General features: G+C 50.1%; 20 protein-coding genes. 2 read left to right on the top strand and 18 right to left on the bottom strand.

Going from position 1 to position 23,076, the window contains the following annotated elements:
* Window positions 1-639: 639 nt before the first annotated feature.
* From nifS to rimP, 10 genes are all read right to left on the bottom strand, one after another.
* Complete coding sequence (nifS, locus tag ACR0QT_RS08175) at window positions 640-1,821, bottom strand: cysteine desulfurase NifS (protein ID WP_432630325.1); 1,182 nt, start codon at window positions 1,819-1,821, stop codon at window positions 640-642.
* A gap of 539 nt (window positions 1,822-2,360) precedes the next feature.
* Window positions 2,361-3,353: a bifunctional riboflavin kinase/FAD synthetase gene (locus ACR0QT_RS08170; protein WP_432630324.1), complete on the bottom strand. Its 993-nt coding sequence runs from the start codon at window positions 3,351-3,353 to the stop codon at window positions 2,361-2,363.
* A 5-nt stretch (window positions 3,354-3,358) separates the two neighbouring features.
* On the bottom strand, window positions 3,359-4,357 hold the full coding sequence (gene truB / locus ACR0QT_RS08165) for a tRNA pseudouridine(55) synthase TruB (protein WP_432630323.1): 999 nt from the start codon (window positions 4,355-4,357) through the stop codon (window positions 3,359-3,361).
* The gene (locus tag ACR0QT_RS08160; RefSeq protein ID WP_432630322.1) at window positions 4,354-5,313 is read right to left on the bottom strand and encodes a DHH family phosphoesterase; all 960 of its coding nucleotides are present in this window, start codon (window positions 5,311-5,313) and stop codon (window positions 4,354-4,356) included. Before ACR0QT_RS08160 ends, truB begins: the two co-directional genes overlap by 4 nt.
* Window positions 5,314-5,371: 58 nt before the next feature.
* On the bottom strand, window positions 5,372-5,740 hold the full coding sequence (gene rbfA / locus ACR0QT_RS08155; RefSeq protein ID WP_177976807.1) for a 30S ribosome-binding factor RbfA: 369 nt from the start codon (window positions 5,738-5,740) through the stop codon (window positions 5,372-5,374).
* A gap of 182 nt (window positions 5,741-5,922) precedes the next feature.
* Entirely contained in the window at window positions 5,923-8,913 is a 2,991-nt protein-coding gene (gene infB, locus ACR0QT_RS08150; protein ID WP_432630321.1) for a translation initiation factor IF-2, read from the bottom strand.
* Window positions 8,914-8,957: 44 nt separating this feature from the next.
* A complete protein-coding gene (locus ACR0QT_RS08145) occupies window positions 8,958-9,281 on the bottom strand; it encodes a L7Ae/L30e/S12e/Gadd45 family ribosomal protein (RefSeq protein WP_432630320.1) in 324 nt (107 codons plus the stop codon).
* Window positions 9,274-9,543 carry an RNase P modulator RnpM gene (rnpM, locus tag ACR0QT_RS08140; RefSeq protein WP_432628787.1) on the bottom strand — a complete coding sequence of 90 codons (270 nt, stop codon included), beginning with the start codon at window positions 9,541-9,543 and terminating at the stop codon, window positions 9,274-9,276. The genes ACR0QT_RS08145 and rnpM overlap by 8 nt, the downstream gene beginning before the upstream one ends.
* A 60-nt stretch (window positions 9,544-9,603) precedes the next feature.
* On the bottom strand, window positions 9,604-10,782 hold the full coding sequence (nusA, locus tag ACR0QT_RS08135) for a transcription termination factor NusA (RefSeq protein WP_432630319.1): 1,179 nt from the start codon (window positions 10,780-10,782) through the stop codon (window positions 9,604-9,606).
* A gap of 238 nt (window positions 10,783-11,020) precedes the next feature.
* The gene (gene rimP, locus ACR0QT_RS08130; protein ID WP_432630318.1) at window positions 11,021-11,485 is read right to left on the bottom strand and encodes a ribosome maturation factor RimP; all 465 of its coding nucleotides are present in this window, start codon (window positions 11,483-11,485) and stop codon (window positions 11,021-11,023) included.
* A 262-nt stretch (window positions 11,486-11,747) separates the two neighbouring features.
* Here rimP and ACR0QT_RS08125 point away from each other — a divergent pair, with 262 nt between their 5' ends.
* Both ACR0QT_RS08125 and spoIVB read left to right on the top strand, forming a co-directional pair.
* Entirely contained in the window at window positions 11,748-12,515 is a 768-nt protein-coding gene (locus tag ACR0QT_RS08125) for an ABC transporter ATP-binding protein (protein WP_432630317.1), read from the top strand.
* A 454-nt stretch (window positions 12,516-12,969) separates the two neighbouring features.
* Window positions 12,970-14,385 carry a SpoIVB peptidase gene (gene spoIVB, locus ACR0QT_RS08120; RefSeq protein WP_432630316.1) on the top strand — a complete coding sequence of 472 codons (1,416 nt, stop codon included), beginning with the start codon at window positions 12,970-12,972 and terminating at the stop codon, window positions 14,383-14,385.
* A gap of 97 nt (window positions 14,386-14,482) precedes the next feature.
* On the opposite strand, the gene recN is transcribed toward spoIVB, so the two are convergent.
* From recN to xseA, 8 genes are all read right to left on the bottom strand, one after another.
* On the bottom strand, window positions 14,483-16,159 hold the full coding sequence (recN, locus tag ACR0QT_RS08115) for a DNA repair protein RecN (RefSeq protein WP_432630315.1): 1,677 nt from the start codon (window positions 16,157-16,159) through the stop codon (window positions 14,483-14,485).
* 24 nt (window positions 16,160-16,183) lie between these two features.
* Window positions 16,184-16,636: an arginine repressor gene (gene argR, locus ACR0QT_RS08110; RefSeq protein WP_432630314.1), complete on the bottom strand. Its 453-nt coding sequence runs from the start codon at window positions 16,634-16,636 to the stop codon at window positions 16,184-16,186.
* Between the two features lie 118 nt (window positions 16,637-16,754).
* Entirely contained in the window at window positions 16,755-17,618 is an 864-nt protein-coding gene (locus tag ACR0QT_RS08105) for an NAD(+)/NADH kinase (RefSeq protein WP_432630313.1), read from the bottom strand.
* A gap of 42 nt (window positions 17,619-17,660) precedes the next feature.
* Complete coding sequence (locus tag ACR0QT_RS08100; RefSeq protein WP_432630312.1) at window positions 17,661-18,470, bottom strand: TlyA family RNA methyltransferase; 810 nt, start codon at window positions 18,468-18,470, stop codon at window positions 17,661-17,663.
* Between the two features lie 179 nt (window positions 18,471-18,649).
* Window positions 18,650-20,542: a 1-deoxy-D-xylulose-5-phosphate synthase gene (gene dxs, locus ACR0QT_RS08095; RefSeq protein ID WP_432630311.1), complete on the bottom strand. Its 1,893-nt coding sequence runs from the start codon at window positions 20,540-20,542 to the stop codon at window positions 18,650-18,652.
* Window positions 20,543-20,584: 42 nt separating this feature from the next.
* Window positions 20,585-21,484 (bottom strand): polyprenyl synthetase family protein, encoded by a 900-nt coding sequence (locus ACR0QT_RS08090; RefSeq protein WP_432630349.1) that lies wholly within the window; start codon window positions 21,482-21,484, stop codon window positions 20,585-20,587.
* Window positions 21,477-21,707 carry an exodeoxyribonuclease VII small subunit gene (gene xseB / locus ACR0QT_RS08085; RefSeq protein ID WP_432630310.1) on the bottom strand — a complete coding sequence of 77 codons (231 nt, stop codon included), beginning with the start codon at window positions 21,705-21,707 and terminating at the stop codon, window positions 21,477-21,479. The genes ACR0QT_RS08090 and xseB overlap by 8 nt, the downstream gene beginning before the upstream one ends.
* Before the next feature lie 50 nt (window positions 21,708-21,757).
* Complete coding sequence (gene xseA / locus ACR0QT_RS08080) at window positions 21,758-22,996, bottom strand: exodeoxyribonuclease VII large subunit (RefSeq protein ID WP_432630309.1); 1,239 nt, start codon at window positions 22,994-22,996, stop codon at window positions 21,758-21,760.
* Between the last annotated feature and the right edge of the window lie 80 nt (window positions 22,997-23,076).

The following is a 23,076-nucleotide window of genomic DNA, read 5'->3' as shown; positions in this document are numbered from 1 at the left end:
AGTTCTTTTTGAATCTATCTATTAAGAAATCCCGGACTCTCCTTCTTTGTCAGCTTCAGGAAATCCCGAATAAATCTTACCAACAAGTAATCTGTCTCTATTTTACACTTTTTTTGCGTTTCTGTCCTTTTTTATCTCTTACAATTTTTTACAATTTTGTATAAATTCGCATCCATTCGCATCTATTTCTTCCAAATGGCGCCATTTTGTATGATGGGACGCAATTTCCTATCATATGAAAACAGGGCGTGCAGACTATCTGCATGCCCCTTCCTGTTCTTTTACAAATGCCCCATAACTATTCAGTACCTTCTATCCTATGTTTTCTTACGGTCAGCGCAGCAAGTGCGCAGACCTACTGAGCAGTTATAAATGCTTCATAACTATTCAGTGCCTTCATAGTTACGAGCAAAAATCCATTCTAAATCGGCTACGCCGATGGGATTTTTGCCTTCTAGCCTATGTTTTCTTACGGTCAGCGCAGCAAGTGCGCAGACCTACTGAGCAGTTATAAATGCTTCATAACTATTCAGTACCTTCATAGTTACGAGCAAAAATCCATTCTAAATCGGCTACGCCGATGGGATTTTTGCCTTCTAGCTTATGTTTTCTTACGGTCAGCGCAGCAAGTGCGCAGACCTACTGAGCAGTTATAAATGCTTCATATTTCGGGGACATTTTGCGAAGACGCTTCACGGTTTCCTCCATGCAGTCAACCACATAGTCAAGCTCCTCCTTCGTGTTCTCCTCTCCAAGAGTCAGACGAAGGGAACCATGAGCAATGTCCTTTGGAAGTCCCGTCGCCATCAGCACATGGGACGGCTCGAGAGAACCGGAACTGCACGCCGATCCACTTGAAGCACAGATTCCCTTGCTGTCGAGCACGATCAGCAGAGACTCCCCTTCAATAAACTGAAATGCGAAGTTCACATTGTTCGGCAGACGAAGCGTCCGGTGACCATTGACGCGGGTGTAAGGAATTCTCTCCATCACACGCTCAATCAGGTACTCGCGAAGCTCCACCTCACGCTCTGCGCGCTCCTCCATCGTCTCGATCGCAAGCTCCGACGCCTTTCCCATGCCGACGATTCCCGGCACATTCTCCGTGCCCGCACGACGTCCGCGCTCCTGCGCTCCCCCGTGAATAAATGCACGGATTTTCACATTGCTCCGGATATAGAGAAAACCGATCCCCTTCGGTCCGCCAAACTTGTGTCCACTCGCACTCATCATGTCAATCCCGCTCTCGTTGACATCGATCGGGACATGACCGTAAGCCTGCACGGCATCCGTATGGAACCAGATTCCATGCGCCTTTGCGATTGCTCCGATCTCAGAAATCGGCTGAATTGTGCCGATCTCATTGTTCGCATACATCACGGAAATCAGGATCGTGTCCGGGCGAATCGCCTTCTCAAGCTCGTCAAGCTTCACGACTCCGTTCTCATCGACATCGAGATAAGTCACCTCAAATCCATGCTCCTCGAGATACTTGCAGGTATGAAGAATCGCATGGTGCTCAATCTTGCTCGTGATGATATGGCGTCCCTTGTCCTTGAGTGCATCTGCGGTCGCCTCGAGTGCCCAGTTGTCCGACTCGCTTCCACCTGCTGTGAAATAGATCTCAGACGGCTTTGCCCCGATCGACTTTGCAATCGTCTCCCTCGCCTTTGCAACCGCCTGCTTGCACGGTGCCGAAAAATCATACACAGACGAAGGATTTCCATATAATTCTGTAAAATACGGCAACATGGCTTCCACGACTTCCGGTCTTGTTCTCGTCGTCGCCGCATGATCCAGATAAATATTCTTTCTTTCCATTCTTTTCTCCGCCTTTCCGGAAAATCTTCAAACCTTCTGTAATCTACAACCTACTACTATCTACGCCGTAATCCATACGGTAACCGATGCAGTAACCCATCCATACGGTAACTGTTTTACGCTTTACAGTATTAAATACATACTCATTCTCCCATTATATCACGATTCGTACCTTCGGTACTTGACGCTACTTCGTAGCTATCGTGATCGCCATTCGCCACTCGGGATGAACAAGTAAACTTGTTCCCCCTCGTTAACGCTCATTATATCATCTGAAGGATTGAGTTTCAATCTGTCCGTACTCCATTATATGTCACCGTTTATGCATTGCGTTACCCTTCCCGTGTTGCCCCACAGTAGAATCGCAAAAAGGAGTCCGACATGCCCTGCGCACGTCAAACTCCTTCCCGATTTATCGCTTTTTATTGAAATTGAAACTCATTTTATTGAAATTCATCTCAACACTGACCCAAACGCAAAACAAACTCAATCTCTAAATCCAAATCTAGTTCTAACTCTAACGCGGGAACTACCCCGACTTAAATCTCCCGCAGGAACTCCGGATGTTCCCGAAAATACCTCTCCCCGTAATTTCGGTCTTTTCCGATCTGCTCTTTAAGTGCCTCAAGCGAATCAAACTTCGTCTCCGGGCGCTCAAAATTCAGGAACTGAACCTCGATCCGTTTTCCGTACAGATCTCCGTCAAATCCCATAATGTAGGTCTCCACACTCACCGGATTGTCCCCGCTGATCGTCGGTTTTCTGCCGATATTGCTGATTCCGCCGAAAACTTTCTGATGATTTCCCACAGTCTGCTTTCTGGCAGTCTGCTCCTCCTCATCGATTAGAACGCGGGTCACATAGACCCCGAACGGAGGGAGATGTTTCTCTGGCGGTGGAAGCAGGTTGACCGTCGGAAATCCGAGAACCGGACCTCCGAGATGATTGCCATGCACGACCGTCCCGCCGATCGTGTAAGGCTCCCCGAGAAGCTCATTTGCCTTCTCGATGTTGCCGAGCGTGAGCTCCTCGCGCACATAGGTACTGCTGATGTCGCGATGCTCATCCTGCTCCTTCTCGATGATCACTGCCTTAAATCCGCACTGGTCTGAGAGAATCCGAAGCAGTTCCACATTTCCGGCACCCATGTAGCCGAAACTGCAATCCGGTCCCGCGGTAATCGCCTTCGCATGCATCTGTCCCACAAGAATCTTTTTCACAAAAGTTTCCGGGTCCATATGGGCGATCTCCCGGTCAAACGGATACTCCACAAGATAATCGACACCCATGCGCTCCAATTTTCGACGACGCTCCTCGTTCGTCGTAATCACCGTCACCGAATGACCCGTCACAACTCCCATCGGCGCCATATCAAATGTAAACACTGCAATGCGAAGCCCTTCGCTTTCCTTGAGCTCCTGCATCTTTCGCAGAAGTTTCTGGTGTCCTTTATGGCGTCCGTCAAATTTTCCGATGGTCACAACCGTCGGCTCGTTGATCTGAAACTCTCTCGTTCCGGTGATAACCTGCATCTTGCTTAACCTCCCAGAAATACTTTCAGAGGCTTATAGCGCCTCTTGCTCTTCTCATACCCGTAAACTCCGATGAATCTTCCCTCGCTGTCATAAACGCGGATATTCTTCTGCGGATCAAACAACGCTTTCCCCAAATCTCCCTCTTCGATGTGCGAACTCAACCGATGTGAATGGTCTGCACTCTGCTCTGCTCCCTGATCTTCTGCCTCTCCATCCTCACGGCGAAGCGCAAGCTCTGGCGGAAGCGGATTTCCATTGTGGACGAGCTTATCCCCGTCCCCCGGCACTGCCATGTAAGCCGGAAGCCCCGCAAAGACCTCATCAACTGCGATTACATGACTTTCTACTTCACCGCGATCGCGAAGTTCCTCGATCTGTGAAAGTTTCAGGCTGTCCGCAAGTTCAAACCGATCTACGCGGGTGCGCAGAAGGTGTTCCATACAGCCTCCACAGCCGAGTTTTCGTCCGATATCGTAGCAGAGCGTGCGAATGTAGGTTCCCTTTGAACAGGTCACAGTCATCGTCACGCGCGGAAGCTCGATCGAATCGACACGGATCTCAAGGATCTCAACCGGACGAGCTTCCCGCTCGACCTCTTTGCCGGCACGCGCAAGCTCATAGAGCTTTTTGCCGTTGACCTTGAGTGCAGAGTACATCGGCGGAACCTGCATGTAAGGTCCAAGAAAGCTTTCCACTGCCTCCCGAACTTCTTCCTCCGTCACATTGACCGGATACTCTGCAAGAATCGTTCCCGTCGTGTCCTGTGTATCGGTCTCCTGTCCGAGAAGCAAAACAGCCTGATACGTCTTCGTCTTGTCAGTCAGAAGATCACACAGCTTCGTCGCTTTTCCCAGACATACCGGAAGTACGCCCTCCGCATCCGGATCAAGCGTCCCGGTATGACCGATTTTTTTCATTCTGAGGATTCCTCTCAGCTTTGCGACCACATCGTGAGAGGTATATCCCTTTTCTTTGTATACATTTATGATGCCATCCATCATGATTTGTGTTCCTTCATCTGTGCTTCAATCTGTCCGGAGAGGTTGTTGATCACGTCGTGAACGCTTCCGTTCATCGTACATCCGGATGCGCGAACGTGACCGCCACCGCCAAAATAGCTTGCGACCTTGCTCACATTGACGTAATTGTTCGAGCGCATGCTCACCTTGAACACATGGTTCTCGATCTCATAGAGGAAAATCGCTACTTCCACGCCCTCAGTGATTCGCATCTGGTCAACAATTCCGTCGAGATCGGTGGACTCTACTCCGTAGAACTCCATATCTTTTCGACGCACAACGCTGAAAATGCAGGTTCCATGAAGGAAGACTACACTCTCAAGAAGGGCTCTTCCGAGAATCTGGTTCTGCACATAAGTCTTGCGGTAAAAGCTCTCGTCGATGATCTTTGCAAAGTTGATCCCCTTGCTCATCATCTTTCCGGCAACCTCCATCGTGTGCTCCGTCGTGTTGCTGTTCTTGAATACGTTGGTGTCATGCAGAATACCAGTGTAAATGCACTCTGCGGTCTCCTTGCTGATCTTCTCCGGATCAAGGAAGCCATAGACCACCTCACTTGCGGAACTCGCATCAAGCACAAAGTTTTCCTGTGCGTATCCGGAATTCGTCACATGGTGATCGAGACAGATGCTCGCCTGTGCACTGTCAAGATATGCCACAAACTCACCCAGACGATCAAGCGCCGCACTGTCGAGACAGATGCACAGATCATACGTCTTTCCGGTATGTGCATCCTGACAGATCTCATCAAAATATTTCAGATAATTAAATTTTACAGGAGGCTTCTCCAGATAGACCTGAACAGTCTTCTCCGGATACTGCTCCCTGATGTAATTGCAAACGGCAAGGCAGGACCCAACACAATCACCGTCCGGATGGATATGTCCCAGAACTGCAATCGTCTCAGCCGTCTCAATCATTTCTATAAGTCTGCTCATCTGTGGTCCCCCTTTGTCTTCGTAATTAATCATATTTATTTTTGTAATCATCCGTTTTTTAGTCTTCTTTTAAATCTTTTGTCACCTCATCGATCAGTCTGGACATGTTTACGCCATACTCGATGGACTGATCCAGCTTGAACGTGATCTCCGGGGTGTTGCGCAGGTTGACTCTGCGAGCCAGCTCGCGACGGATATATCCCTCTGCGCTCTTGAGACCTGCAAGCACTGCATTTGCACGCTCCTCATCTGCGAGAACACTGATATATGCCTTGCAGTACTTCAGATCCGGAGTTACCTCAACGGAAACTACGCTCGTCATCGCTCCGTTTACACGCGGATCTTTGATCTCAGAGCGGATGATCTCGCTGAGTTCCTTCTGAACTTCTGCATTGATTCTTGTGTTTTTAATGCTGTTTTTACGCATGCTTTTCTTTCCTTTCAGGTTGTGAGCCAGAGCTCATTCTGAGTTTTCCGGATCTAAGTTTTCCAGATCTGAATTTTTCAGATCTCACTGGGAAATCTCCGTTTTCACTGGGAAATCTCAGATTTTTGAGCTCTGACTCACCGGTTGTAGAAAGCGTCTTTGCGACTCTCTCCTGCTCCGCCCTAGCGCGGTACCTCAACCATAATATATGCCTCGACCTGATCATCTTCCTTCAGATCGTTGAACTTCTCAAATACAAGACCACACTCGTAGCCTGCTGCTACTTCCTTCACATCGTCCTTGAAACGCTTCAGGGAAGCCAGAGCACCGTCGAAGAGCTGTTCGCCCTCTCTCGTGATACGGCAGGAACATCCTCTCTGGAACTTTCCGTCGGTTACATAGGAACCAGCGATCGTGCCGACACCGGAAGCCTTGAAGGTCTGGCGGACAACTGCGTGACCGATTACCTTCTCCTCGAATACCGGGTCGAGCATTCCCTTCATTGCTGCCTCTACATCCTCGATTGCCTGATAGATAACCTTGTAGAGACGTACATCAACCTTCTCACGCTCTGCGATGGACTTTGCAGTTGCATCCGGACGAACGTTGAAACCGATGATGATTGCGCTGGAAGCTGCTGCGAGGTTGACATCGGACTCGTTGATTGCACCAACTCCGCCGTGAATTACCTTTACGACAACCTCCTCGTTGGACAGCTTCACGAGACTCTGCTTCACTGCCTCAACAGAACCCTGTACATCTGCCTTGACGATGATCGGCAGTTCCTTAACGTTACCTGCCTTGATCTGGCTGAACAGATCGTCGAGGGACATCTTGGACTTCGTCTCCTCAAGCAGTTTGTTCTTGCTCTCTGCAACGAAGGTCTCTGCCATTCCTCTTGCTTCCTTCTCGTTCTCGGTTGCCATCAGCACATCGCCTGCACCCGGAACGTCATTCAGACCGAGGATCTCAACCGGCATGGACGGACCAGCCTCTTTGACACGACGACCCTTATCATCCATCATTGCACGGACTTTACCGTAGCACGGACCTGCGGTTACGTTGTCACCGATGCGAAGGGTACCCTTCTGTACGAGGATCGTTGCAACCGGACCTCTTCCCTTATCCAGCTCTGCCTCGATGACAAGACCTCTTGCACGGCGGTTCGGGTTTGCCTTCAGCTCCTTCACCTCAGATGCCAGAAGGATCATCTCAAGAAGCTCCGGGATACCTTCCTTCGTGTGTGCAGATACCGGAACGAAGATCGTGCTTCCGCCCCAATCCTCCGGGATCAGCTCATACTCAGCAAGCTCCTGCTTTACGCGGTCGATGTTTGCGCTCGGCTTATCGATCTTGTTGATTGCAACAATGATCTCGACCTCTGCTGCCTTTGCATGGTTGATTGCCTCAACAGTCTGTGGCATAACGCCATCGTCTGCTGCGACTACGAGGATTGCGATATCGGTGGACTGTGCACCTCTCATACGCATTGCGGTGAACGCCTCATGTCCCGGGGTATCGAGGAAGGTGATCTGCTGACCCTTTACATCAACGGTGTATGCACCGATGTGCTGGGTGATTCCGCCTGCCTCTTTTGCGGTTACGTTTGTCTTACGGATTGCATCCAGAAGGGAAGTTTTACCGTGGTCAACGTGACCCATTACGCAGACTACCGGCGGTCTCGGAACGAGATCCTTCTCGTCTTCCTCATCCTCTTTCAGAAGCTCTGCAATCACATCGATCTTCTCTTCCTTCTCGCAGAGTACCTCGTACTCCATTGCGATTTCCTCAGCCTTCTCAAAGCTGATCTCAGAGTTCAGAGTTACGATCTCACCCTGTAAGAAGAGCTTCTTAACGATAGCGGACGGCTGAAGTTTCATCTTATCTGCGAGTTCCTTGATCGTCAGAACCTCCGGAATCGTGATAACCTTGATCGTCTCCTCAACCTTCTCCTCAACCGGCTTCTGTGGCATGATAAACGGATGCTTCGATACCTTGCCGTTCTTGTTTCTTGGTCCGTCCTCTACCATGCGGTTCTTGTCGTAACGGTCGTTCTTGTGGCTGTTCTTTGTAGCCTGACGGTTGCTCGTCGGCTTGGTCTGAAGCGTATCAAATCCGCTACTGCTCTTTGCAGAATCTCTCTGACCCGGACGGCTTCCCTGTCCTGCGCGATTTCCACCGAATCCGCCCTGACGGTTTCCACCGTCGCGGTTTCCGCCAAAGCCTCCCTGACGATTTCCACCATCACGGTTTCCGCCAAAGCCTCCCTGACGATTTCCACCGTCGCGGTTTCCGCCAAAGCCTCCCTGACGATTTCCACCATCGCGGTTTCCGCCAAAGCCTCCCTGACGATTTCCACCATCACGGTTTCCGCCAAAGCCTCCCTGACGATTTCCACCATCACGGTTTCCGCCAAAGCCTCCCTGACGATTTCCGCCTTCACGGTTTCCGCCAAAGCCTCCCTGACGATTTCCACCATCGCGGTTTCCGTTAAATCCGCCCTGACGATTTCCGCCTTCGCGGTTTCCGTTAAATCCGCCCTGACGATTTCCACCATCGCGGTTTCCGTTAAATCCGCCCTGACGATTTCCGCCCTCGCGGTTTCCATTAAATCCGCCCTGACGGTTTCCGCCTTCGCGGTTTCCGTTAAATCCGCCCTGACGATTTCCGCCTTCGCGGTTTCCGTTAAATCCGCCCTGACGGTTTCCGCCCTCGCGGTTTCCGTTAAATCCGCCCTGACGGTTTCCGCCCTCGCGGTTTCCGTTAAATCCGCCCTGACGATTTCCACCTTCGCGGTTTCCGTTAAATCCGCCCTGAGTGGAAGCAGTAGCCTGTGCCGGCTTGGTAGCCTGGTCACTGCTGTCTGCGGACGGCTTGCTCTCCTGTGCGCTTGCCGGCTTGGAAGCCTGCTCGCCATTCTCTCCAGCAGTCTTCGGGCGTGCCGGCTTCTGCTGGGAATTCTGGGTGCGGAATACTGCTGCGATCTTCTTCTTCGGAGCATCTGCTGCCACCGCACGTCCTGCCTGAGAAGCGGAGGTGTTCTTTACGATCTCCACCTGCTCTGCGCTCAGGTTCTCTGTCTCATTTGCTACATTCTGATGATTATGATTTAAAATATTCAATATATCCCTGTTCGTCCTTCCTAATTCTTTTGCCAGTTCCTTTACATTCATACCTACTACCTCCGATTATGTGTCATGAATTACGCTCTTCGCAACTAATGACTGTTTTCGTTGCCATTCATCTGCTTCTGAATTGCACCGGCAAGACCGGTATCTGTCACAGCCAGAGATGCCCGCATTTCTTTTCCCATCGCGTGTCCCAGCTCGTCTTTTGTGCCAAAGTAACCGATTGGAACTTTATAGTAAGTACACATGTCGGAAAACATTTTCTTCGTATTGTCGGATGCCTCCTCCGAGACGAGAACCAGCCGGGCTTTTCCTGTCTTTACCGCTTTCTCTGTCGAGAACTCACCACTCGCCGTCTTTCCGGCTTTCGTGGCAAGACCGATCAGATTCAGAATTTTCTGTCTGTTATCCAAGATTTTCCATCTCCTTTTCCAGTGCCTCGTACACTTCCTTCGGAATCGCCATCTTGAATGAGCGCTCCAGTCCTTTTCCCTTCACAGCCTTCTTCAGACATTCCATAGACGGGCACAGATAAGCACCTCTGCCGTTCTTTCTTCCAGTTGCGTCCAGAGTGAATTCTCCCTCCGGAGTCTTCAGAATACGAATCATCTCTTTCTTGTTCTTCTGCTCCCCGCATCCGATACACTGACGCTGGGGAAATTTCTTTGTACTCACTCGCGTTTCACATCCCATCTGTTCCGAAAATTCCTACCTGTGAACTGTAATTAATTGTAATTATTTGTCTTCTTCTGATGATAAATCGGCTAAATCAGCAGAATCATACTCCTCGCCGGAAGCAGAAACCTCATAATCGGTCTCGAAGTCGTCGTAAACGCCGTCCTCCTGATAATCAATTCCCATTTCCTCGAACAGTCCAAGCTCTCTTGCCTGAGACTCGCTCTTGATGTCGATCTTGTAACCGGTCAGTCTTGCTGCCAGTCTTGCATTCTGACCCTCTTTTCCGATTGCCAGAGACAGCTGATAATCCGGAACGATTACCTGAGCCTCTCTTGCTTCCTCATCTGCCAGAACGCAGATAACCTTTGCCGGGCTGAGTGCATTCTCGATCAGGATTGCCGGGTTGTCATCCCAGGTGATGATGTCGATCTTCTCACCGCGCAGTTCGTTTACGACAGAACCAACACGAGCGCCGTTGATGCCGACACATGCGCCTACCGGATCTACGTTCGGATCATTGGAGCAAACAGCAATCTTCGTGCGGGAACCAGCCTCACGTGCAATCGCCTTGATCTCAACAGTTCCGTCCTTCACCTCGGTTACTTCCTCCTCAAAGAGGCGCTTTACAAGGTCCGGATGAGTACGGGAAACCGTGATGCGCGGTCCCTTATTTGTATCCTTAACTTCCAGAACATATACCTTGATTCTCTCGGTCGGCTTGAATACCTCGCCCTTAACCTGCTCGGTCTCGTTCAGGACAGCGTCCACACGACCCAGGTTGATGCTGATGTTGCGTCCGTTATCGCGCTGAACGATACCGGTAACGACATCTTTCTCTTTCTGATACCACTCGCTAAACTGCTGACTGCGCTCTTCCTCGCGGATCTTCTGAAGGATCACGTTCTTTGCGTTCTGAGTTGCAATTCTTCCGAAAGACTTGGACTCGATCGGCACATGAACGGTGTCGCCAAGGTAGTACTTCGGGTCACGGATTCTTGCCTCTGCAAGGCTGATCTGAGTAACCGGATCCTCCACGGTCTCAACAACCTCTTTTGATGCATATACAGCGAAATCACCGGTCTCCGGATTGATGTTTACCTTCACGTTGTCTGCTTTTCCAAAGTGGTTCTTGCAGGCAGTGAGCAGTGAATTCTCAATCGCCTCCAGCAGAGTGGCCTTGCTGATATTTTTCTCCTTTTCCAGCAAATCCAATGCTTCAATTAATTCTTTGTTCATGATTTGTTTATCCTCCTAAAATCAATTCCCTTTCGTGCAGATTCTTCGTTATTGTATCAGGTTACTATGTCACTTTATTGTGTCCTACGGCATTTCCGTTCAGCAAATGCCTCCCCGCGTACAGCAACGATTTCTCGATTCTCATCTGCCTGCTCGTCACAGTTCCTATCCTCTATAACCAGCAACGGATTCTATCTATTGTTTTACTGTCTTGCTGTCTTCCTTTTTCTGTGCCCGATTAAAAATCAAACGCCAGACGGATCAAAGCGATCTCTCCGCGCTCGAAGACTTCCTCGGCTCCATCCATCTCCAGAGTCACCGTATCCTTATCGTATGCTTTCAGGATTCCGGTAAATTCCTTCTGACGGTTGCGTGGCTTGTAAAGACGAAGCTCAACTTCCTCGCCCAGACTGCGCTCAAAATCCTTATCTTTCTTCAGCGGACGTCCCAGTCCCGGAGAACTTACCTCCATAATATAGCTGTCCTCGATAAAGTCTTCCTTATCAAGCCAATCACTTAAAAGTCGGCTGATCACTTCGCAGTCGTCCACGGTAATTCCGCCCGGCTTGTCGATGTACGATCTCAGATACCAGTTTCCGGCTTCCTTGACATACTCCACATCCACCAGTTCAAACTGATGCTCTGCAAGCAGTGGGAGCAGGAACTGTTCGGTCTTTGCCTCGTATTCTTCCCTTCTTGTCATGATGTCACCTCTTTTTCTCATTTTTCACAGCTGTCGTCGATCCATTCATTCTTTTTATCATAATACCTTTGCGATCCAGCTGTATGTTCTCTCTGTTCGCTCTGTAACTGAAGCATAAATTAAGAGTGGACCAAAAGCCCACTCTTCAACGTCAGTTCATCATGTTATCATTTGTATTGTAACACCCCTTGTTTAGAATTGCAAGGGTCAAATACCAAATTTTCCGCATATCTTACCGTATATGTTAGATTGGTGAAAGATCATGATTCCTATCCTTGATGTTCAAAATCTCAGTTATTCCTATCATAATATGGACGGTGCAACTTTAGCGCTCTCAAATATTTCTTTTCAAATCAACACAGGCGAATTTGTTGCAATCGTTGGACCCTCCGGCTGTGGAAAGTCCACACTTCTTTCCCTGATTTCCGGACTCTTATTTCCAGAAGAAGGAAAAATCCTCTTAAAAGGAAGTCCCATTGCAGGTCCCGACATCCGAATCGGATATATGCTTCAGCGGGATCATCTGCTTGAATGGCGCACAATCCTCGACAACGTTGCTCTCGGACTTGAAATTCGCAAACAGAAAACTTCCGAGACAATGGACGAACTCAGAAAAATGCTCGACACCTATGGACTTGGCGGATTTGAATCTGCTCATCCATCGGAACTTTCCGGCGGTATGCGTCAACGCGCATCGCTGATTCGCACCCTCGCCCTGAAACCCGATCTTTTGCTCCTTGATGAACCATTTTCCGCCCTTGACTACCAGACCCGCCTCTCCGTCTGTGACGACATCAGCGCAATCTTACGCTCTGCCGGAAAAACTGCCCTCTTAATCACTCATGATCTCGCCGAAGCCATCAGCATTGCTGATCGAATTCTGATTCTCACCGCCCGCCCCGGCACAATTAAGGCTTCTCTCTCGATTCATTTTTCTCCAGAAGCAGACACCCCGCTCAAACGACGAAACGCCCCCGAGTTCGCTGGATATTTTAATGAGGTATGGGGAAATTTACAAACAGAACACTAATCTATTTTAACAGATTAAAAAAAGATGTAAGAATACTAAAAAGAGTAAATGATAAAATTAGTATCTCAACATTTATTACAAATATTTATCGATATAACCAATGTTCAGCGACGAAAGGCGGGAAAGTACATGCAAACCCGTTGGAAACGTCGGTGCTTAGGTCGCGTATTCTGCGACCTTATGCACCGCTACGTTGGAAGCCGGAGCGCGAGCGTGTTTGCATGACTTTCTTCCGCCGTCGGAGCGTCGCAAGTAGTAAATAAAATTCTCTAAAAAATTCAAAACATCTCAAACGACTTTTCTCATAAAAAAATACGCAAAGATAAATTTGGCGCGAAACCAAAAAACTGACAGTGTGAATCCTCCAATCTTTCACATACTAAGATCAGAAAACTCACCGACATACCCTTATTCCATTCAAACACACATCTGAAAAATTGAGGAGGACACAACAATGAAAACAAAGACGAACATACCGACTCACTCTGATTCAAATTCACCCTCTCGTAATACCAATCTTCACGATCAAAACACTTCTGACAACAGCGCCAAACCATCCAAAAAACTCTGCAAAGCCAACCCCCGCTTCCGCCACATCCTCATCCGCACCTTCTGGATCAGCCTCCTCTTCACAATCGGCTTCACCTGGTACACCTTTGACCGCCAGATCCCCGATCGACTCAGCCTCACCCGAAACGAGACCGGCTCCTTTACATTTGGCGGACTCCCGCTCGAGGTGACACTTCTCGACGAGACTTCCGAAGTCTCCCTGCGAAATGCCTCCAACATTCCGGAAAACTCCGTGCGAATTTCCAGCGACTCCCCACTCTCGCTCTCCGCGACAAAATCCGGAACCTACCAGCTCGGCTTAAAACTTTTCGGTGCAATTCGCCTCAAAAACATCCAGCTCGACGTCGTCGAACAGCGCTATGCGATCCCCTGCGGATTCCCGATCGGAATCTATCTCAAATCAGACGGCATCCTCGTCGTCGGAACCGGAAAAGTTACGGACGAAACCGGAAATGAGACAGAACCCGCACTCGGCATTCTCGAATCCGGCGACTACATCGAGGCAATCAACGGACATCCCCTGACAAGCAAGGAAGCCCTGATCACCGAACTTCGCCATGTCGGAGGCGCAGAGAACGTGTTCCTAAAAATCCGGCGTGACGATAAAGAACTTGAAGTCTCCGTGCGCCCCGTGCGAACTTCCGACGGAACCTGCATGCTCGGCGCCTGGGTCCGCGACGATACGCAAGGAATCGGCACAATGACCTACTTAGAACCAGATGGCAACTTCGGCGCTCTCGGTCACGGCATCAGCGACTCAGATACCGGACATCTGATGGAGAGCCATGAAGGTTCCCTCTACGAGACAGAAATTCTCGGAATTGAAAAGGGAAGCGTCGGAAATCCCGGCATCATGGCAGGCGTGATCTACTACGGTCCCGGCTGTCTCCTCGGCAAGATAAACGCCAACACGGATGCCGGAATTTTCGGAAATGCCAATGAAACCCTGCGCTCCCGCACGCTCTCCACCGCAATCCCGATCGGGCATTGTCAGGATATCGAAAAAGGCCCCGCCCTTCTTCGAAGCAACGTCTCCGGGCAGATCCGGGATTATGAAATTGAAATTCAGAAAATTGAGCTGAATCCGCTCCAGAAAAACAAGAGTATGGTCATCCGCATCACAGACCCGGAACTTTTAAAACTGACCGGCGGAATTGTGCAGGGCATGAGCGGAAGCCCGATCATCCAGAACGGAAAACTGATCGGAGCCGTCACTCATGTCTTTGTTCAAGATTCAACAAGAGGATATGGAATCTTTATCGAAACGATGCTCGAAGCCGATGATTCCACCGCCCAATAGAATCTCCCAATAGAATCTTCCCAATAAAAGCCCAGAAAACCCCTAAATCCCTAAATACCTAAATCCCTCAGAGAGGATGCGCAAACGTCGACTTAAATTAAAAAGTACGACGTTTTTCCTCTCTCGTCTCCTGGGCGAGACGCTTCATCTCCTTCGCATTCTCGAGCACTGCTCCGGTGATCTCGACACCGCCGAGGAGACGCGCAAGTTCCGCAATCATCTGCGTCTCATCAAGCTCGTGGATGACGGTCCGCGTCTTTCCATCCTTTGCAGACTTTGCAATCTCAAAATGCTCATCCGCCATCGACGCAATCTGCGGAAGATGCGTGATACAGATTACCTGATGATTCTTCGAAATGATCGCGAGCTGTTCCGAGACTTTCTGTGCGGTGCGTCCGCTGATTCCCGTGTCGATCTCATCAAAGATCAATGTCGGAATCTCATCCGTATCCGCAAGCACGGTCTTGATCGCGAGCATGATTCGCGAGAGCTCACCGCCCGAGGCAACAAGTCCGAGCGAACGCTCCGGCTCTCCGGGGTTTGTTGAGATCACAAACTCCGCCTCATCAAAACCATTTGCCGTGTAATGGGACAGGCGCGTAAAATTCATCGAAAACTTCACATCGAGGAAATTCAGATCGAGAAGTCTCTCGCGAATCTTCTCTGTCAGAATCACCGCTGCCTTTTTTCTCGCCTCCGAAAGTTTTTCACAGGCAGTCTCAAGCTGTTTTTCCGCTCTCTTAAGCCCTGTTTCCGCTTCTCTGCGGTAATCATCAAAATGCTCTAACTCCTCAAGACGCTTCTGCTTCTCCTCAAGAGTCCGTGAGATCTCTGCAACCGTGCTCCCGTACTTTGCCTGAAGATTGTGAATCAGATCGAGGCGCTCTTCGGTCTGTCTCATCTCCTCCTCATTAAACGAAATATCCTCGAGATAGCTTCCGATCGCATGATGCACATCGTCAAGCAGGGACTCTGCGTCATAGAGCTGATCCTGAATCGGCTTCAGCGCCTGATCGTAGTCCACAACCTCACCGACCTCATGAATCGCACGTCCGATCAGCTCAGAATTCACCGCCTCATAGGCGACAGAAAGGCTCTCCGCGATCTTTCGGCTATTGGAATAGAAACGATAGCGTTCGGTCAGCTCCTCTTCCTCGCCATCCTTAAGTCCCGCCTGCTCAATCTCATCCACCTCAAACTGGAGGAAATCATACTCCCTGCGTCTGCTCTCCTCATCCCCGGACAGCTCTTCAAGGCGCGCCTTCCACATCCCATACTCTTTGTACAAGCCCGCTGTTTTTTCTTTAATTGGACTGATCTGCGATTTTGCGTAAGTATCCAGAATTTCCAGATGTTTTGATGCGTGAAGCAGAGACTGATGCTCGTGCTGACCATGAATATCAATCAGAAGACTGGTAACCTCCTTGAGTTTTGCGATTGTCACCGTCTCATCATTGATCTTGCTGACACTGCGCGTCGGCATAATCTTTCTTGTAATAATCAGGGTGCCGTCGTCGTCCGGATAGACATCCATCCGCTCAAGAAGCGCCCTCTTTTCTTCCTCAACCGAAAAAATCAGTTCCACATAGGCGTAATCACTGCCACTGCGAATCATCTCCTTCGGCGCTTTCTGCCCAAGGGCCAGATTGACTGACCCAATGATAATCGACTTTCCCGCTCCGGTCTCACCGGTCAAAATGTTCAGTCCGTCTCCGAACTCCACATCCGCCTGCTCAATCAGCGCAAGGTTTTTCACATGCAGTTCCAGAAGCATCCTGCGTCCTCCTTATTCTGCTATCTATTCTGCTACGAGTTTCTTGATCTTATCCATCACAAGAATCGTGTCGTCCACACTGCGGACTGCACACATGATCGTATCATCTCCGGCAATACAGCCGACGATCTCATGAAAATGAATCGCATCAAGAGCCGCTGCAACTGCCATCGCCATGCCGGACACCGTCTTGATCACCAGAATATTCTGAGCCATGTCCATTGACACATAGCCATCCTTCAAAATCCGGATGTACTTGTCGCTAAATGTCGTCGTCGGATTCTGCATCACGACATAGCGCTGGCGTCCGCTCTCCGACGGAACCTTCGTCAGGCGAAGTTCTCGAATATCTCTCGATACCGTTGCCTGCGTCACGCGATATCCAGATTCCTGCAACTTCTGTGCAAGCTCCTCCTGCGTCTCAATCTCATATTTCCCAATTAATTCTACAATCTTGCTGTGACGTTCCAGTTTCATTTTTCCCCTCCAGAATGTCTAAAAATATTCCAGTTTCTGAATCGATCTTCTCAGATTTGTTTAAATCGATCTCTGAAATCTCGAAAATCTCTGAATTGTTCTCAAAATTACGCTTTGCTTACATCCGCTCCATCTTATTTCTCAGTGTCTCCAAAAATGAGATGTTTTTCAGCTTAATCAATACCGTGTGGTTGCGGGAACGGAAAATTTCGAGTGTATCTCCCGGCTTTAAGTCCACAACCTGATCTCCATCAAAGACTGCTGTCTGCTCCTTGTCGCGGTACTCCATCAGATGAATCCCAATCCGATCCTCCGAGGAGAGCACAATACTCTGTGCTCCGAGCGTATGCGGGCAGATCGGAGTCATGACAATCAGTTCCGTTCCCGGCGTCACAACAGGTCCTCCGGCAGAGAGATTGTATGCCGTGGAACCGGTCGGTGTCGCGGCGATCATGCCGTCCGCGAGATACTCATTCAGATACTCGCCGTTCAAAAAGACGCGAAATTTCAACATCTGAAGCACGTTTTTTCGCGCGAGAACGATGTCGTTGAGGGCGACTCCGGTGCGGATTCCATCCTCCCCGGTCACCCGCCCCTCAAGCATCATTCGATTCTCAAGCGTATAATTGTCGTTGAGAAGTGCCTCGAGCATCGGACGAATGTCCTCTCCTCTCGAAACCTGAGTCAAATACCCGAGATTGCCGAGATTGATGCCGATCAGAGGAAGCTGGCGCGCGACAAGATCTCTCGATGCCTGAATCAGTGTTCCATCTCCTCCAAGCGTGATCACACACTCCGTCTCATCCGGCACATCGTCCGGATCGGTGTAGCCATTCCGATGTTTTTTTCCGGATTTCTCCGGGTCTTCCTCCACACCTCCGGTGCAGGTTGCACCTCGGGAGATCAGATAGTCACGGATTCGGATTGCGGTCTCCACCGCCCCTTCCTTGGTGGGATTTGCGATCAAGTAAAAATGCTTCATTCCTGCCTACTTTCTCCTGCTCTCCTGCGTTTTCACGCATTTTTATTTATCGAGTGTCTGATGTGCCGACTCTACCACTGCCTCCTCATCAACCGGGAATTCTCTGCGGATCTGTCCGTCCGTGTGATTCTGCAAATGCAGAAGGTACTCGATATTTCCCTCCGGTCCCTTGATCGGGGAGAACTCCAGGTTCAAAATCTCAAATCCGATCTCGGAAGCGAACTCCATAACCTTGCGGATAACTTCAAGATGGGTGCTCTTCTCGCGGACAACGCCTTTCTTTCCAACCTTCTCACGTCCCGCCTCAAACTGCGGTTTAATCAGGCAGACAACCTGTCCATCATCTGTGAGGAGTGCCTTGACCGGTCCGAGAACCTTCGTCAGAGAGATGAAGGAGACATCGATCGAGGAGAGACCAATCTTATCCTCAATGTCGTCCGGAGTCACATAGCGGATGTTCGTCTTCTCCATGCAGACTACACGCGGATCGTTGCGGAGTTTCCAGTCGAGCTGTCCGTGACCGACATCAACCGCATAGACCTTGACTGCACCGTTCTGAAGCATGCAGTCGGTAAATCCACCCGTTGAAGATCCCACGTCCATGCAGACCTTTCCCTGTGGCTGAACGCCAAAATGCGTCATTGCCTTCTCCAGTTTCAGACCGCCACGGCTGACATACTTTAATGTCGTTCCGCGCACCTCCACATTTACCTTCTCTTCAAACATCGATCCGGCTTTGTCTTCCTTCTGTCCGTCCACATAGACGATTCCGGACATGATGATCGCCTTTGCCTTCTCCCGGGAAGTTGCAAGTCCCCGGTTTACAAGCATTACGTCGAGTCTCTCTTTCATCTCTGTCTTGTTCCTCTCTGTTCTATTTCACTTTCACTGTTTTATTTCACTATTTTAATTTTCTTTCCCTGTGCTGTTTCACTGTGCTGTTTCACTGTGTTACTTCACGATTTTATCTTAATTCTGTCTTAATTCTATCTCACAATTCTGCCTTAATTCCATCTCACAGTTTTATTTTCCTATATGTTATGTGTCTGTTCGTTTGCTCGAAGCGCCGGATAAAATTCCCGCATTGTGCGGATAATCGAATCGCTGTCAATCTTCACGGTCTCCCTGAGCACGGAGACATTTCCGTGTTCGACATACGCATCCGGAAGCGCGATGTTGAGCACCTTTACATTCGGTGCGTACTCGTGAACCAACGCAGTCACCTCAAGACCAAAACCGCCCTGAAGCACATTTTCCTCAAGCGTCACGATCAGTTTGTGGTGATCGGCAAGATTGCAGACCAGCTCCTTATCGATCGGTTTAATAAAACGACCGTTTGCGAGGGTGCAGTTCCAGCCCTCCTCGCCGAGCTTATTTCTGATATGCTCCGCGGTGCTGACCATACTTCCGACTGCGAGAAGTGCAATCTCCTCGCCCTGCATCAGAATCTCGCCCTTTCCGTACTCGATCGGCGAGTCGAATTCCTCGAGTCCGCGGTACGCCTGTCCTCTCGGATAACGGATCGCAATCGGACGGTCATACGTCATCGCAAACTGCAAATCCCGCTCAAGCTCCCACAGATTCTTCGGTGCAAGCACGCTCATATTCGGAATGCAAGTCAGATAAGACAAATCAAAGATTCCCTGATGGGTCTCACCGTCGCTTCCGACAAGTCCTGCGCGGTCAAGCGCAAAGACAACCGGCAGATCCTGAATACACACATCATGAAGAATCTGGTCAAATGCGCGTTGCATGAACGACGAATAGACCGCCACGACAGGCTTTAAACCCGCTGCCGCCATTCCAGCCGCCGAAGTCACCGCATGCTGTTCCGCAATTCCCACATCAAAAAACCGTTTCGGATACGCCTTCCGAAATGCCGTCAGTCCCGTACCGTCCGGCATTGCCGCCGTCACAGCGACAATTTTCGGATTCTTCTCGGCAAGCCGACAAAGCTCCCCCGAAAAGACATCCGTGTAGGTCGGAAACTGCTTCGTGCGAAGTGCTTTTCCGGTCTTGATATCAAACGGCTCAACTCCGTGAAAGCGCGATGGATTCTCCTCCGCCGGTCTGTATCCCTTTCCCTTCTTCGTCAGGACATGGATCAAAACCGCGTGGTCCATCTTCTTTGCTTCCTTGAAAATCTTCGTCATCTCCGAAATGTCGTGACCGTCGACCGGTCCAAGGTAGGTGATTCCCATGTTCTCAAAGAGCATACCCGGAATCATCAACTGCTTGATGCTGTTCTTCGTCCGGCTGATCTTGTCGACAAGTCCCTCCCCGACAACCGGAACCTTCAGAAGCGTGTTCGACACCTGCTTCTTCAATCGGTTGTATCCGGTTCCCGAGCGAAGTCCGCTCAAGTACTTCGACATTCCTCCGACATTCTCCGAGATCGACATGTTGTTGTCGTTCAGTACAATAATAAAATTCTTGTTCAAATGCGCTGCGTTGTTCAGCGCCTCATAAGCCATTCCTCCGGTGAGTGCTCCGTCTCCGATCACAGAGACAACCGAGTAAGTTTCCCCCAGAAGATCCCGGCCCTGAGCAATTCCCAACCCCGCTGAGATCGAAGTCGAACTGTGTCCCGTATCAAAGGAATCATACGGGCTCTCCTTGCGTTTCGGAAATCCGCTCATTCCTCCATACTGACGCAGTTCATCGAACATCTCCTTGCGTCCGCTCAGAATCTTGTGCGTATAGGACTGATGACCCACATCCCAGATTACCTTATCCTTCGGCAGGTCAAAAGCCCGATACAGGGCAATGGTCAGCTCCACGACTCCGAGATTCGACGCCAGATGTCCGCCCGTCACACTGATCTTCTCAATCAGGAACTGGCGAATCTCTGCTGCGAGCGTCTTCATCTGCTCCGGAGTCAGTTTCTTTACATCCCATGGTCCTTCTATCCGTTCCAGAATCATAACTCTTCCTGTGCCCTTCCGTACATCTCTTATTCCTCTTAATTACTTTTCTCTCGTGACAAGCATCTCGATCAGACCTGCGAGGAATGGATTCTTCCCCGGCAGTTTCTCAAGAAGCTGTACTGCGCGCTCCGAGATTTCCTGCACATCCTTGTGTGCCTGCTCAATTCCGACGAGAGTCACATACGTCGTCTTATTGTTCTTCTCATCACTGAGAACCGGCTTGCCAAGCTGTTCTGCCGTGCTCGTCACATCCAGAATGTCATCCTGAATCTGGAATGCCAGACCTACTGCCGACGCGATCTGCTCCGTGAGTGCGATCTCCTCCTCATTTGCTCCCGCAAGCACAGCACCGATCATCATCGATGCCTCGAGAAGGGCGCCCGTCTTCAACCGGTAAATGAAATCGAGTTTTTCCTGTGGAATCGGCTTTCCGGTCAGCTCGACATCGACAACCTGACCGCCGATCATTCCGTAGATTCCCGTCTTCTGTGAGAGAATTCCGATCGCACGTCCGACAAGATCCGGGCGGGTCGTCTTCTCAAATGCCTTGGAAGCCGTCTCAATCGCATAGATCAGCAGGGCATCTCCGGCGAGAACTGCCATGTCATATCCGAACTTCACCCACGTCGTCGGAAGACCTCTTCTGAGCGTGTCATTGTCCATACATGGAAGATCGTCATGAATCAGGGAGGAGGTGTGAATCATCTCCATGGCTGCCATAAACGGACGGATCTCCTCTCCATTTCCGCCAAAAAGGCGATAGGTTTCCTCCATCAGCATCGGGCGCAGGCGCTTTCCACCGGCACGCACGCTGTAATTCATTGCCTCAAAAATCGTTTTCTGATGCCCGGTCTCCTCCGGAAGAAACGCTTCCACAACTGCCTCTACCTCAGCTGTGCGCTTCTTGAGCTCCGCTTTCAACATCTCTTTGTCATTCATTTCCATCTTCCATTCCTCCCCGAAGAACAATCATCTGTTTTTCCACGCGATCTAATTTCTCCGTACAGCCCTTCAAAAGCCGGATTCCCTTCTCATAGAAGGTAAATGCCTCCTCAAGCGATGTATCTGAATCCTCCAGCTTCTGCAAAACCTGTTCAAGCTGTGAAAATGCCTGTTCCACGGTCAACTCCTCGAATGCTTCCTCGGACGATTTTTTCTTCATCTTTCCTCCTAAGCCTCCCTTTCTTGCCATTTCTCCCCATGACAGTTTTCTCAGTCCTCTCTGACCGGCGCTTCATTTTCCCTGACATCGATAGGATCACTGACATCGGTGACAACCGCCTTAACCCGTCCATCAAGGACTCGGATCGTGATCGGATCTCCCACTTTGACATCAGAAACACTCTCAATCCGGTGCTCATTCTGATCGGTCAGGAAGCCAAAGCCCTTGCTGATCTTCTCGAGTGGAGAGAGTCCCTGAAGCCTTCCACTTGCAAGCGCAAGGCGATGTTTCGCCTCGGTGAAGCGTTTCTCCATCGCCGTGTTTAATTTGCCTTCCATCTCTGCAAGTCTCCGCCGTTTTTCGCTGAGCTTGAAGTGCGGATCTTGAACGAGAAGGCGCGTCCGACACCAACTTAAATAATTTCGACGGTTCTGAATCTGCTGACTCATTGCGCGCACCAGCGATTTCTCATATGCCTGACAATCGCTCTCAAAGCGATTCCATTCAAATACCGCAAGCTCTGCGGCCGCTGATGGAGTCGGCGCACGAAGATCTGCCACATAGTCCGCGATCGTCACATCCGTCTCATGACCAACCGCCGAGATCACCGGTGTCTGACATTCAAAAATCGCCCTCGCGACTTTCTCCTCATTGAATGCCCAGAGATCCTCGATCGAGCCACCTCCACGCCCGACAATCAAAACGTCAAGTCCCATCTCATCGAGTGTGCGGATACCTGCGCAGATGCTCGCCACGGCACCCTCTCCCTGCACAAGAGCCGGATAGAGAATCAGCTGAACAAACGGATTTCTGCGCGCCGTGATATTCATGATATCGCGAATCGCCGCGCCCGTGCTCGCGGTCACAATCCCGATTTTCTGCGCGTAACGCGGAATGGGGCGTTTGTACTCTTTAGCAAACATCCCCATTTCTTCGAGTTCCTCGCGCAAACGGCAGAAGCGCTCATAGAGATCGCCCCGCCCGTCGAGTTCTATTTTCTTTGCATACAGCTGATACGTCCCGTCCCGCTCATACACATCCACGGCTCCGGTCACGACCACGCTCTGCCCTTCCTCCAGCCGGAAAGAAAGCCCTCCGCGCATTCCGGCAAACATCACGGCACTCAGAGTTCCTCCCCCGTCCTTCATCGTAAAATAGATGTGTCCGGACGGATGGTATTTGCAGTTGGAAATCTCTCCGCGAACAGAAATCCTGTTCATGACAAAATCCTGTGCAAACATATTTTTTATATAAGAATTTACCTGTGCAACGGAATAAACACTCGCCATCTCAATCGCCCTTTGCTATCCCTTCCGGTCTTAGAGTTCAAGTCGACGCTCGCGGAGACTTGGCGCGTGATTTTGGTCAG

Origin of the sequence: Brotaphodocola sp., from assembly GCF_050873365.1 — a bacterium.
Lineage (GTDB): Bacteria > Bacillota > Clostridia > Lachnospirales > Lachnospiraceae > Brotaphodocola.
The sequence above is the reverse complement of the archived record's forward strand: the minus strand, read 5'-3'. Positions and strand labels throughout refer to the sequence as shown.